General features: G+C 63.8%; 11 protein-coding genes. 7 read left to right on the forward strand and 4 right to left on the reverse strand.

Features of this window, described 5'->3' with window-relative positions:
• Positions 1-30 precede the first annotated feature (30 nt).
• Positions 31-1,014: a response regulator gene (locus tag ACO08C_RS00780; protein ID WP_421786660.1), complete on the reverse strand. Its 984-nt coding sequence runs from the start codon at positions 1,012-1,014 to the stop codon at positions 31-33.
• A gap of 62 nt (positions 1,015-1,076) precedes the next feature.
• Positions 1,077-1,814 carry a triose-phosphate isomerase gene (gene tpiA, locus ACO08C_RS00785; RefSeq protein WP_421786662.1) on the reverse strand — a complete coding sequence of 246 codons (738 nt, stop codon included), beginning with the start codon at positions 1,812-1,814 and terminating at the stop codon, positions 1,077-1,079.
• A 112-nt stretch (positions 1,815-1,926) separates the two neighbouring features.
• On the opposite strand from tpiA, the gene ACO08C_RS00790 reads away from it, so the two are divergent.
• Both ACO08C_RS00790 and trpE read left to right on the forward strand, forming a co-directional pair.
• Positions 1,927-3,840 carry a peptidylprolyl isomerase gene (locus ACO08C_RS00790; RefSeq protein ID WP_421786664.1) on the forward strand — a complete coding sequence of 638 codons (1,914 nt, stop codon included), beginning with the start codon at positions 1,927-1,929 and terminating at the stop codon, positions 3,838-3,840.
• Positions 3,837-5,279 (forward strand): anthranilate synthase component I, encoded by a 1,443-nt coding sequence (trpE, locus tag ACO08C_RS00795; RefSeq protein ID WP_421786665.1) that lies wholly within the window; start codon positions 3,837-3,839, stop codon positions 5,277-5,279. The genes ACO08C_RS00790 and trpE overlap by 4 nt, the downstream gene beginning before the upstream one ends.
• Here the strand turns inward: trpE and ACO08C_RS00800 are convergent.
• On the reverse strand, positions 5,241-6,194 hold the full coding sequence (locus ACO08C_RS00800) for a divergent polysaccharide deacetylase family protein (protein ID WP_421786667.1): 954 nt from the start codon (positions 6,192-6,194) through the stop codon (positions 5,241-5,243). The genes trpE and ACO08C_RS00800 overlap by 39 nt on opposite strands.
• Before the next feature lie 114 nt (positions 6,195-6,308).
• Between ACO08C_RS00800 and ACO08C_RS00805 the strand changes: the two genes are divergently transcribed.
• The 4 genes from ACO08C_RS00805 to lexA all read left to right on the forward strand — a co-directional run bounded on the left by ACO08C_RS00805 (position 6,309) and on the right by lexA (position 9,453).
• Positions 6,309-6,899, forward strand: a complete 591-nt coding sequence (locus ACO08C_RS00805; protein ID WP_421786669.1) for an anthranilate synthase component II — start codon at positions 6,309-6,311, stop codon at positions 6,897-6,899.
• Positions 6,899-7,918 carry an anthranilate phosphoribosyltransferase gene (gene trpD, locus ACO08C_RS00810; RefSeq protein WP_421786671.1) on the forward strand — a complete coding sequence of 340 codons (1,020 nt, stop codon included), beginning with the start codon at positions 6,899-6,901 and terminating at the stop codon, positions 7,916-7,918. The genes ACO08C_RS00805 and trpD overlap by 1 nt, the downstream gene beginning before the upstream one ends.
• On the forward strand, positions 7,915-8,700 hold the full coding sequence (gene trpC, locus ACO08C_RS00815) for an indole-3-glycerol phosphate synthase TrpC (protein ID WP_421786673.1): 786 nt from the start codon (positions 7,915-7,917) through the stop codon (positions 8,698-8,700). The genes trpD and trpC overlap by 4 nt, the downstream gene beginning before the upstream one ends.
• A gap of 81 nt (positions 8,701-8,781) precedes the next feature.
• On the forward strand, positions 8,782-9,453 hold the full coding sequence (lexA, locus tag ACO08C_RS00820; protein ID WP_421786675.1) for a transcriptional repressor LexA: 672 nt from the start codon (positions 8,782-8,784) through the stop codon (positions 9,451-9,453).
• On the opposite strand, the gene ACO08C_RS00825 is transcribed toward lexA, so the two are convergent.
• Complete coding sequence (locus ACO08C_RS00825) at positions 9,434-11,530, reverse strand: ComEC/Rec2 family competence protein (protein ID WP_421786677.1); 2,097 nt, start codon at positions 11,528-11,530, stop codon at positions 9,434-9,436. The genes lexA and ACO08C_RS00825 overlap by 20 nt on opposite strands.
• A 92-nt stretch (positions 11,531-11,622) precedes the next feature.
• Between ACO08C_RS00825 and gltX the strand changes: the two genes are divergently transcribed.
• Complete coding sequence (gltX, locus tag ACO08C_RS00830; protein ID WP_421786679.1) at positions 11,623-13,056, forward strand: glutamate--tRNA ligase; 1,434 nt, start codon at positions 11,623-11,625, stop codon at positions 13,054-13,056.
• Positions 13,057-13,064 lie beyond the last annotated feature (8 nt).

Raw genomic sequence — 13,064 nt, forward strand, 5'->3', positions numbered from 1 at the left:
GATTTGCCGCCTTTGCCGGTTGGTCCCGCTCTACATGGAGGCGGCTTTTAACGCAGGCAAGTCCTGAGCGCTACTCTTGGGCGCTTCAGATAACAGGCGTTTGCGCAGTGCCTTGACCGTTTTGGCAATTTCGTCTTCCGCCTTCTCGATCGACTCGCCATTGGCGAAGGCGGCATAGACGCCGATCGCAAGATCCTTGGCGAGGCGGAAATTCTTAACCGTGCGCTCGTCGGGATTGCGGAAACCACGGGCGTGATCGAGCAGCGCCTCGGCGACCTGGACCGCTTCCATCCGGCCCGCCTGATCCAGCTGATCGCGTAGCTCACGCGCGGATTTCATTAGATCGGCCGGGTCGAATTCTTGTGGCGGTCCCGCCTTGGCGTCGAATTGCAGCTCAGCCGAGATCACAATGCGCATGGCGAGGCGGCGGATACGTTCCGCCTCGATGGTTTTCTTGGTTTCGCGGATTCCCTGATACGCATCCTGAAGGGCGTTTTCGTCGCCGTCCGCTTTGGCGCGCAAAGTGTTGGGCACTTCCACGCGCTGATCGTCGGTTGCCGCGCGATCGCCGGAGCGCCGGTCGGGTCCGACATAATCGCTGGTGACCACAAAAGCCTTCCGGTCACGCACCATCGTCTTGATGCGGTCCTCCGCGAACTGCGTGGAGAACGGCCGGACGATCACATCGTCGGCGCCGGATTCGATGGCCTTGCGGACATGCCCGCCATCGCGGGTCCAGGAGGTCAATGCGATGACGGCGTAGGGGTTCGGCGTCGCCTCGCCCCGACGTATCATGCGGACCAGCATAAAAATGTCGGCCTTCGCCGGCGAACATTCCGCAACGATCAAATCCCAACTGTTTTCACGCAGATGACGCTGGAATTCCTCGATCGTGCTACACGCCTCGATCGATTTGAATCCGATTTCGTTGAGCGCATAGCGCGTTGTGCGAATGTTGACGTGCACGGGGTCGAACAGCAGCACAGATGCACGCTGAAAATCCAACTCGGCCATGAACCGCACCCTACCCGCGAAAGAACCAGTGGGAAAAATGACAGAAAATAATTGATGGCCGCTTACTCAGCGTGGTTAACGAATTTGCCCGCCGCCGAGATAATCGCTGAAAAATCCGATGCTTTGAGGCTGGCGCCGCCGACCAGCGCGCCGTCAACATCCGCCAGTTGTAATATACCGGCGGCATTGCCAGGCTTGACCGAGCCACCGTAGAGAACCAGGCGCGCCGGTCCGTTGGCCAGCTGACCGCGAATGAAGGCATGCATGCTGGCGATATCGCTTTCGGACGCCGTCAGCCCGGTGCCGATCGCCCAGACCGGCTCGTAGGCGATGATGAATTCCCCTTCCGCGGGCAAGGAGTGTTCAAGCTGGTCGCCGACAATCGCCTGCTCGCGCCCGGCACGCCGGTCGTCTTCCGACTCGCCCACGCAGATGATCGGGATCAGGCCCGCCGCCTGCGCGGCCAGTGCCTTGGCCCGTACGGTTTCGCTCGTTTCACCATGATCCGCCCGCCGCTCCGAATGGCCAATGATCACATGGCTGGCGCCAGCCTCCCTGATCATGTCCGCCGAAAGATCACCCGTGTGGGCTCCCGATGTCTGCGCATGGCAGTCCTGGCCAGCTAAAAGAACCCGGCCGGCACGCGCCGCCGCCCGATGAATCAGCGTTGCCGGCGGTGCGATCAGAATGTCGACGCCCGGATTTGCTTCTGAGGCCTGTCGAATTTCGTCAAAGAAACCAAGCGACTGCCCTGTGCCGTTCATCTTCCAGTTTCCGGCAATCAGCTTTCGGCGTTGCATGGCAGTCTCCCGGCCTGTTCATGTTGATGGCACCGAGATGACGGCGCGCTTGCGGCAGGAGAATCCCGCCGTTAGTTTCCGGCACTCACGCTGAATTACCGGACCCAAGTCAATGCTTTCTGCCGTTCGCAATGCTGTCAAATCGCCCATCGCGCTGGTCATCGTCGGTCTGCTCGTCGCGAGTTTTGCCCTTTGGGGCGTGAACGATGTGTTCCAGGCGCCGGGCGATGCGATCACGACGGTCGGCGGCGAACGCGTCACCGTTTCCGAGCTGCGCATCAATTTCGAGCGGCGGCTGCAAACGGAACGCCAGGACAATCCGACCCTGACGAACGCCCAGGCGCGCGAACAGGGGCTTGGCGACGAGGTTCTGGGACAGCTGGTGCTGAATGCCATGCTGCGGTCGCAGGCGCGATCCCTCGGTATTGCGGCATCGGACGAAGCTATACGGGAAGAAATCCGCAGTTTCGGTGCCTTCACCGACCCGTTGACGGGCGGCTTTGATCGCCTCGCCTATCAGAATTTCCTGCGTCAATCAGGCCAGCGCGAGCGCCAATTCGAAACCGAGATTCGCAATGATCTCGTCCTGCGGCAGATGACCGGAAGCCTGTTTGAGGGCATTGACCACCCGGACATCTACCGCAGCATTCTGACCCGCTATCTCGGTGAGGTCCGCGATATCGAGGCAATCGTCATTTCGCCTGCCGCGGCCGGCGAGATCGGCGATCCGACCGATGAGGATCTGCAGCAAACCATCGACAATAATCCGCAGTTCTTCACCGCCCCCGAGCGCCGTGCCTTCACGCTGGTGCGGATGCGCCCGCAGGACTATCTGACGTCTGTGGAAGTCGACGAGGATGAGATCGCCGCCCAGTACGAGTTCGAGCTGGAGACCGGCGCGATCGGCACGCCGGCGACGCGGACCTACACGCAGATCGCCTTCCAGGACGGCGCGCTGGCGCAACAGGCCGCCGAACGTCTCTCAAACGACATGTCGCCAGCAGATATCGCAGCCGAGCTCGGCGGAGATGCTCCATCAAGGCTTGAGGACCGGCAGGCTTTTCAGGTTCCCGACAATGCGGTTCGCGATGCGCTGTTCGAAGCCGCGGCCGGCGATGCCTTCGCTGTTGAAACCCGTTTCGGAAACTGGTTCGCGATTATCGTTGAAGCCGCGCAGGAAAACGAAACGCCGACGCTTGAAGATCGCCGCGAGGACATTCGCGATACCTTGGCCCAGGCCGCCGCTGAAGATCTGCTTTATGCCGATCTCGGCGAATATGAGGAAGCGCGGGGCAACGGATTTTCGATTGAAGAGTCCGCGGTGGCGGCCGGTCTTCCGATCGAGATTTACCAGGCCATTGACGAACAAGGCCGCGCCGAGGATGGAAGCTTCGCCTTTGGCTTCTTCAGCGAGCCGGAAATCCTGTCGGATGTCTTTGCGCGCCCGCCGCTGATCGACGGCGAACTGCAGAGCTATGGCGATGGCAGCTTTTACGCGGTGCGCGTCGATGCCGTGATCGACTCCCGTATCCGCTCGCTGGAAGAGGCCCGCGACGATGCGGAATCAGTCTGGCGTCTGCAGGAAGTGGATGCCCGGCTGGAAGACATTGCCGACGAAGTTCTGACGCTTGTCGAGGGCGGGCAATCCTTCTCGTCCATTGCCGACGCCAACCCGGCCTACCGGATCGAGCAGGCGAGCCTGCGCCGCAACGAATCTTCCGGCATTTTCAGCCAGCAGGTCGTCGGCTTGGCCTTCTCGCTGGATATCGGCGAGGCCGAAGCGACGCGCTCGAATGCCAGCCGGTCGCATCTGGTGCTGCGCGTTGCCGATGCGCGCGACGGTGAGATGCCGCCGCCGGACGTGCTGGCGCAAGTCGAGGACTTCCTCAACCAGGGTTATCGCAGCGATATCGACAGCAGCCTCGTCTCTGCCCTGTATCGCGAATTCGATTTCAGCGCCGCTCAGATCGAAACCGATTTGCGCGACCAGGCGTTGGGCGTCGTAGACCCCAACCAGTTGCAGTGAGCGGCCCGGCCAGCAACGCACATTCCGCGGGTGAGTTGATCGCGGTCCGCCGGATTGACGATCTGACGACACCTGTTGCCGCCTACCTTGCGCTCGCGGGTTCGTCAAAAAATGCCTGTCTTCTGGAATCGGTCGAGGGCGGCAGCTATCGCGGACGATTTTCTGCGATTGCGCTGGACCCCGATATCAGCTGGATCGTTGAGGACGGCGCGGCCAATCGTGAGGATCCGGCCACAGGCCAGCGTCATGCCGAGACGGCCGATCCGATTACCTCCCTGAAAAGCCTTATTGCCGAGTCGCGTCTTGAGCTCGGTGATGGCGTTCCCTCCATCGCGGCCGGGCTGTTCGGCTATATCGGCTATGATCTGATCCGCGCCATCGAGACCTTGCCGGACACCCAGGCGCCCGATCCAGCCGGCATTCCCGCGGCGCGTCTGATGCGGCCGCGCACGGTTGTCGTTTTTGACGCGCTAAAGCAGGAAATCACGGCATACGGCCGCGCCAAGCGGAGTGAAGACCCTGCGCAAGTCGAAACGCGGTTGCGCGCGCTGCTCGACCGGCTCGACTCGCCGCCGCCTCGCAATGAGCCGGGCCTGCCGGAGAAAGTTGCACCGGTGTCGGCTTTCGATCCCGATGATTTTCGCGACAGCGTGCGCCGGGTTCAGGACCACATCCGGGCCGGTGATATTTTCCAGGGCGTATTAAGCCAGCGCTTCTCGACGGAATTCAACCTGCCGCCTTTCGCGTTTTACCGGGCGCTGCGGCGGCTGAACCCCTCGCCCTTCCTTTTCCACTTCCAGTTCGACGGCTATGCGGTCACCGGATCCAGCCCGGAAATCCTGGTCCGGTTGCGCGACGGCGTGGTGACCGTCCGGCCGATTGCCGGCACGCGGCCGCGTGGTGCCTCACCTGCCGAAGACGCGGAGCTTGAAAAAGACCTGCTGGCCGATCCCAAGGAGCGGGCCGAGCACATGATGCTGCTCGATCTCGGCCGCAATGATGTCGGCCGCGTCGCGGCGCCGGGAACCATTCGCATTACCGAGCGCGAGATCGTCGAGCGCTACAGCCATGTGATGCATATCGTCTCGAATGTCGAAGGCGATATCGCACCGGGCGGGGATGCGGTGTCGGCGCTTTTCGCCGGTTTTCCGGCGGGAACGGTTTCGGGCGCGCCGAAAGTTCGCGCCATGCAGATTCTCGATGAGATCGAGCCGCACCGGCGCGGACTATATGCCGGCGCGGCCGGCTATTTCAGCGCCGACGGCAATATGGACATGGCTATCGCGCTGCGTACCGCCTTGCTCAAGGACGGACAAATGCATGTCCAGGCGGGCGCCGGGATCGTGCTCGACTCCGATCCCGAAGCTGAGCTGCAGGAATGCCACAACAAGGCACGCGCTTTATTCAGGGCCGCCGAGCAGGCTCACCGCTTCGTTTGACGCCAACAGCGGGTCATTCCGTATAATATCCAGGTATTCACCGATCGTGACAAAACGCAGCGCATCGCGAGCGGGGCCGTTCAGCCAGTGGGACAAGGCGTCAATCGTGCCGGTTCGCGGATGCGCAATAGCGATCACGGCACCCCGCTCGTGCGCCATGGCTTGAAGGGCCATCAGTGCCGCGCCTTCTGCGCCGGGAACATGATCGATGAACAGATCGCGGCGCAGGGTTTCAAGCCCTGCTTCCCGGGCGATCTCGGCCGCGCGGCTTCGGGAGGAGGTCAGGGAGTCGAGGAATACAAGATCACGACCCACAAGCGGCGCAAAGGCAGCGCGCAGAGCCTCAGCGTCCGATGTAAACGCGCTGCCCATGTGATTATTCAGGCCCGTCGCCCCCGGCACCCGCGCCAGCGCTGTTTCGACGCGCCGCGCCATCTGATTAGCTGGCAAATGCCGGATGAGCGCGCCCGGACCCGGATCTTCCAGTCCGACCGGTTCCATCGGCAAATGCAGGAAAACGTCATGCCCCCGCGCCGCAGCGGCGCGTGCGAGAGCCGGCGTTTCCTCTGCATAGGGCAGGAAAGAAAACGTCATCGCCACCGGCAAATCGATGAGCCTTTGCGTGCGTTCAGGATCAATGCCCGCATCATCGATCACCAGAATGACGAGCGGCCGTGTGTCGATCGCAGGAGGGGCAGCCGCAATTGCTGGCTCCAGCCGGCTGGAATTCCCTTCACCAGACGTGAGCCCAGTGTCCGGCAGGCTGACGGATTCAACCGCCGCGTCTGCGTTTTTCGGTAGCGGCGAAACGCCAGTGCGGCCGATTTCGTAGGCACCCGCGCCGGCCATGAAGATGGCAGCGGCGAAAAAACCGGCGACCAACGGGCTAACGGAGTTGGGAGCGTTATGGCGCATGGTGCGGAGGCCACACCGCTTCGGTTAACGCCCCGTTTACCTGCCGGCACCGCATTGGGGCATTGCACCAGGCGGCCCGGCTTCTAGATTAGCGCTCCGCCAGGGGGTCGCCGCATGCTGCTGATCATCGACAATTATGACAGCTTCACCTTCAACCTCGTGCATTATTTCGAGGAATTGGGGGCAGACACGCATGTCGTTCGCAATGATGCGGTGACGGTCCCCGGTGCGCTCGATCTGAAGCCCGATGCGGTCTGCCTGTCGCCGGGCCCCGGCCGGCCGGAAAGCGCCGGTATATGCCTCGATCTAATCCGCGAAGGCCCGGATTCGCTTCCCATTCTGGGGGTCTGTCTCGGTCATCAATGCATGGGGGAGGTGTTTGGCGGGCGAACCGTGCAGGCCAAGGCGATCATGCATGGCAAGGCCAGCGACATCATGCATGACGGTACCGATCTGTTCGAAGGTATTCCCAGCCCCTTTGCCGTGGCGCGATATCATTCGCTGGCGGTGGCCGATTTGCCGGACGACGGCCCGCTTCGCGTGACGGCGCGCACGGCAGACGATGAGATCATGGCGCTGCAGCATAAAAGCCGGCCGCTTTATGGTGTGCAATTCCATCCCGAATCGATTGCGTCCCAACACGGACATGACGTGCTCGCCAATTTCCTGACGCTCGCCGGATATCCCGCACGGAAGGCTGCCTGATGAACGCTCTGCATGCCTGCCTTCAAGCCCTGTCGCGGGGCCAGCACCCGGATGCGGACGATATCGGCGGGGCGTTTGACCTGTTGATGGAGGGGGAGGCCGGCGAAGCCGAGATCGGCGGTTTTCTGATCGGTCTCGCGGCCGTCGGGGAAACGCCGGACGATCTAGCCATCGGCGCGCAATCGCTGCGCAAGCGGATGAAAGGCATTACGGCGCCTGACGGGGCGATCGACACCTGCGGCACCGGGGGCGATGCCAAGGGCACGTATAATATCTCGACTGCCGCGGCGATCGTTGCGGCCGGCGCCGGCGCCAAGGTCGCCAAGCATGGCAATCGCGCCGCCTCCTCGAAATCCGGATCGGCGGAAGTTCTTGCTGCGCTCGGGGTCAGCCTGGAAGCGAGCCCCGATCAGGTGAGCCGCGCGGTTAACGAGGCCGGCGTCGGCTTCCTGTTTGCGCCGGCGCACCATTCCGCGGTGCGCCATGTCGGCGGCGCGCGCAAGGCGCTGCGCTCGCGCACGATCTTCAACCTGCTGGGGCCGCTCGCCAATCCGGGCGGGGCGAAACGGCAATTGCTGGGCGTTTTCGATGCGCGCTGGCAGCGCCCGGTCGTGGAAGCGCTCGACACGCTCGGCTGTGAGTTTGCCTGGGTAGTGCACGGATCCGACGGGCTCGATGAAATCACCACGACCGGCGAGACGCGTGTCGTACAGCTCGACAGGGGCGAGATGACCGAGTTCACGCTGACGCCGGATAGGGCCGGGCTGGCAATGGCGCGGATCGACGATCTGGTCGGCGGAACACCGGAGGAGAATGCGAACGCCATGCGGGCGGTTCTCGACGGCGAGGCCAGCGCGTATCGCGACATTGTCCTGTTCAATGCCGGCGCCGCTTTGATCGTTGCAGGTCTGGCCAAAGATATTCCCGATGGCGTTGCCAGGGCGGCCGCCTCCATCGACAGCGGCGCGGCGAAAAGCGCGCTTGAGAAGATGGCGGCGATTTCGCGGGGCGAAGCGTGAATGCCCTCCGCAAGATCGAGGCTTACAAGCGCGAGGAAATCGTCCGCGACAAGGCGGCGTTCGATAGCGCACGCCTGAATGCCATGATCGCAGCGGCCGACCCGGCCCGCGATTTCGCCGGCGCGTTGGCCTCAAAGGCGGAGACCGACGGCATCGCTTTGATCGCGGAGATCAAGAAAGCCAGCCCGTCCAAAGGGCTGATCCGCGCCGATTTCGATCCGCCGGCGCTGGCGAAAGCCTATGCCGAGGGCGGCGCGGCCTGCCTCTCCGTCCTGACCGACGGGCCGAGCTTTCAGGGGCATCCGGACTATCTGGCCGCGGCGCGCGGCGCGGTGTCCTTGCCCGCCCTGCGCAAGGACTTCCTGCTCGATCCCTGGCAGGTGATACAATCGCGCGCGCTGGGCGCAGATGCGATCCTCGTGATCATGGCGAGTGTCGACGATAAGCTGGCGCTGGATCTTGTCCAGGCCGCGGCCGAACACGGCATGGCGGCGCTGATCGAAACCCATGACGAGGCCGAGCTCGAGCGCGCCCTCGCCCTGCCCTCACCGCTCATCGGCGTCAATAATCGCGATCTCACCACGTTTGAAACCTCGCTCGCGACCTTCGAACGCCTGTCGGCGCTAATCCCCGCGGACCGATTCGCGATTGCCGAGAGCGGTATCTCAACACCGGACGATGTTGCCCGCCTGAAAGCCGCCGGCGCGAAAGGCCTGCTCGTCGGCGAAAGCCTTATGCGGCAAGAGAATGTCGCGGCCGCCACGCGGACGCTGTTGAGCTGAGCCCGGCTTTACTTGACGTTAACCCGGAACACTCATAGAACATTTTCGGAAGTTTCTGATTTGTTCTCACCGGAGTGGGCCATGCTGACGCGCAAACAACACCAGCTTCTCCTGTTCATCCACAAGCGGTTGAGCGAGGACGGGGTGTCGCCGTCTTTCGAGGAAATGAAGGACGCGCTGGACCTGGCCTCGAAGTCCGGCGTGCACCGGCTGATCACGGCGCTTGAAGAACGCGGTTTCATCCGGCGCCTCCCCCACCGCGCCCGCGCCCTGGAGGTTTTGAAACTGCCCGATGCCGTCTCTCCGGCGGCGCCGAAGGCCGGCAATGTCGTCGAAGCCGATTTCACGCAGGGCGCGGCGAATGACACGATGGACGTACCGCTCCTGGGCAAGATCGCCGCCGGTGTGCCGATCGAAGCGATCCAGCATGAGCGTGACCGGATCATATTGCCGCCCGACCTCGCGCATGGGCGCGGCGAGCATTACGCGCTCGAGGTGGAAGGCGATTCGATGATCGATGCCGGCATTCTCGACGGCGACATCGTCATTATCGAGCGCAGCGATACCGCCATGAATGGCGAGATCGTCGTGGCGCTGGTCGACGAAGAGGAAGCGACTCTGAAACGCCTGCGCAAAAAAGGCGGTTCCATCGCGCTGGAAGCCGCGAACCCGGCTTATGAAACGCGTATTTTCGGACCCGACCGCGTGCGGGTTCAGGGCCGGCTGGTCGGGCTTATCCGCCGTTATCACTAGGCGATCTGCGATCGCCGGCGTGTGAGCGGGCCCAGATCCGGTCACCGCGCTCGCGCTCGACCGATGTTGATTGCGAGATCTGTCCCTGCGAAACCCAGAAAGACATGGCGCCAGTCCGCGCAAGGTCCGCGGCATCGATCAGCCAGGCCCGGCAGTGCGCCCGCTGAACCGGTGAGGCGGTATCGTGCAAGACCACGAGGCCGGCCCGGTCGCAGTCTTCGGCGAGGCTTTCTCCGGTGCGCGCAATGGCGATCGATAGCCCGCGCGCCGTCCCGAAGCATCCGCGCCGATCGCAGGTCCAGCCGCCCGGGCCGGCCCTCTCCCGTGTCCCGGACTGTTCCAGAAAGACCCGTGAGGCAAAGCGGGCCCGCCGCCGGTCGGAGCTCGTCCAGCCCGCCTCGGTGTGCGCGAGGATCACGCCGTCCTCGCTAAGGAACAGGTTCGGCGAATCGCTTTGCCACCAGAGCATGTAGGCCAGCGCAATTAAGGCCACGCCGAGGCGCCGCGGCCAGCCGGAAGCTGCCACCAGCAGAACAAAGCCGAGCGCATATACCGCCACGACATGACCGGGCGCCGAGGCCGCCGGCGCGATGGCGCCCGGCCAGTTCGACACGGTCTCCGCAACGCCCACCACCCAGGCCAGCCCCCAGCCCATGACTGCCAGAACCGGCCTGTCGAGCCCCAGGGGCGCCAGTGCCAGGGCCAGCGCGCCCGCCGGCATCACAACCAGCGAAAAGACCGGCATGGCGGCGAGGTTGGCGAGAAAGCCGTAGACAGCAATGCGGTTGAAATGAAAAGCGGCGAACGCCGCAGTAGCGCTTCCCGCCACTAATGAAGACACCGAGAGGCTGGCCCAAAAGCGGGCGATGCCGGATAACCAACCCCGCGCGCCTTCACTGTCGCGCCGCTTCTGGCGCCAGATGTCGAAGGCGGCCACAAGCGCCGCTGCGGCGGCAAAGGACATCTGGAAACCGGGGGACAAAACGCTTTGCGGCTGCAGAACCAGGATGATCGCCGCGGCGAGCGCAATTGATTGCAGGGAGATCGCGCGGCGTTTGAAGATGACGCCGAGCAGGATAACGGCGACCATGACAAAGGCGCGCTGGGTCGACACCGACATGCCGGACAGCACGAGATAGAGGCCTGCTCCCCATAGCGCGAAGACAGCGGCCGGAATGCGCGGATCGCGACGGCTTGCGACGGCCGGAATGGCGGCGAGCCCCGCGCGCACCGCGAAAAACAGGCCGCCGGCGAAGAGACTCATGTGAAGGCCGGAAATCGCCAGGATGTGACCGAGACCGGCCGAACGCAGCGCCTCGGCTTGTTCATCGGGAATACCCGAGCGGTCGCCGGTAAGGAGCGCTGCCGCTATCCCCGCCGCGCCGGGCGGCGCGCGGCTGCGGATGTGCTCGGCCATGCTCCAACGCCAGCGCGCCAAGCGGCGCCGGACCGTGTCACCGCCGAGGCTGGCCACCTCCAGCGGTGCGATGGCATAGCCGGTGCCGCCGAGGCCAGAGAACCAGGCTGCAAAGGCCGGATCATATCCGCCCGGCACCGCGGGCCGGCGCGGTGGTGTCAGCACGACCCGTGCACGGAAGGCATCGCCCGGGCCGAGTGCGCCTCTTTCGCCATAGAAGCGCACCCGCCGGGGCGGGTCCGCCATGCCGTCCAGAGAGACCAGACGCGCCATGATGCGCTCCCGGCCATTGCGCGTTTCCACGGCTTCTATCCATCCGGTGATGGTTACGGCGCGCGCCGATTCCCGGACCACGTTCGCCCGCTGTGCGACGGTGTGCCATTGCGCCCGGGCAAACCCAAGGGCCGCCAGGGCGACCAGCAAGGCGGCCGACCAAGCTAGGGGACGCCCGCGCAGCCGGTACAGACTCACGACGATCAGACCTGCCGCGAAAGCGAGGGCGATCAGACCGGCGCTGGCCGCAGGCTCCCGGGCGTTCGCGAAATAGGCGATCGCGCCTACCGCAAAGGCGATGGGCGCCCAGATTGCCAGACGGATCGGTTGCCCGTCATGGACCGTATCGCGGGCGGCCGCGGACGCACCGATGACACGCGATGCCAAGCTACGGACCGGCGGGTGAAGCAACTGGCGCAATCGGCTATTTCATCCCCCAGGTGAGCATGCTATCCCGCGCACTCCTTCCGCAGCGCAGCATGGTTTCGCGAGTGCAAAAAACAAAACAACCCATAGTTACACGATTTGCGCCTTCACCGACAGGTTTTCTCCATATCGGGGGCGCACGAACTGCGCTGTTCAACTGGCTGTTGGCGCGCGGCGCGGGTGGAAAATTCCTGCTGCGTATCGAAGATACCGATCGCGAGCGCTCGACCGAGGCCGCAACGCAGGCCATTCTCGACGGCCTGATCTGGCTGGGCCTCGACTGGGACGGCGAGCCCGTTTCGCAAGCGGCCAATGCCGCCCGGCATGCGGCCGTTGTCGATGATCTGCTCGCCAACGGCCGGGCCTTCCGCTGCTATATGAGCGAGACCGAAACCGCGGCCGAGCGCCAGAAAGCATTCGGCGAAGGGCGCGCGCTGCGCAGCCCGTGGCGCGACCGCGATCCCGCCGAGGCGCCAGACGGCGCACCTTTCACCGTGCGGTTCCGCGCGGCGGACGGCGATGTCGTGATAGAGGACGCGGTGCAGGGCGATGTGCGCTGGAAAGGCAAGGAATTCGACGATCTCGTGCTTCTGCGCAGCGATGGGTCGCCGACCTACAATCTCGCGGTTGTCGTCGACGATCATGATATGGGCATCACCCATATCGTGCGCGGTGACGACCATCTGGTGAATGCCGCCCGGCAAGCCCAGATTTACGACGCGCTGGGCTGGGACCGCCCGCTATTCGCACACATCCCGCTGATCCACGGTCCGGACGGCAAGAAGCTGTCCAAGCGCCATGGTGCGCTCGGCGTCGACGCCTATCGCGACATGGGCTATCTGCCGGAAGGCCTGCGCAATTATTTGCTTCGCCTCGGTTGGGCGAGCGGTGACCAGGAGTTCTTCAGCGATGAAGAGGCAAAGGCCGCTTTCAGCCTGAACGGGCTGAACAAGGCGCCCGGACGGCTCGATTTCGACAAGATGGCGCATATCAATGCGCATCACATGAAGCTCGCAGACGATGCGCGGCTGGTCGAATTGGTGCTGCCCTGGTGCGCGAAACAGGTCGATGGCCTTGATGTTTCAGACCCCGTCATCCGTTCGCGGCTGACGGCGGCCATGCCGGTGCTGAAAACCCGCGCCGCAACACTGGAAGCTTTGGCCGGCCAGGCCTATTTCCTGGTCCGGCCCACGCCGATCATTGTCGAAGGCAAGGCCGCCAAACCGTTGAAAGGCGATGCAACGCACGTTCTGGCGCGCTTCAAGCCGGTTCTGGACTCCCTTACCGAATGGTCGGCCGAGGCGATCCATAACGCGCTGGAGCTCTTCGTCGAACGAGAGGACATCGGATTCGGCAAGATCGGGGCGCCTTTGCGGGCCGCCCTGACAGGCGGCGCGCCGGCACCAGACCTCTCCCTGGTGATCGAATGGCTGGGCCGTGACGAGGTATCGCGCCGTATTGATGACCAGATCAAATCGGCCCTATAAGACGCACG

The sequence above is a fragment of the Hyphobacterium sp. genome, assembly GCF_965229905.1.
Taxonomy (GTDB): domain Bacteria; phylum Pseudomonadota; class Alphaproteobacteria; order Caulobacterales; family Maricaulaceae; genus Hyphobacterium.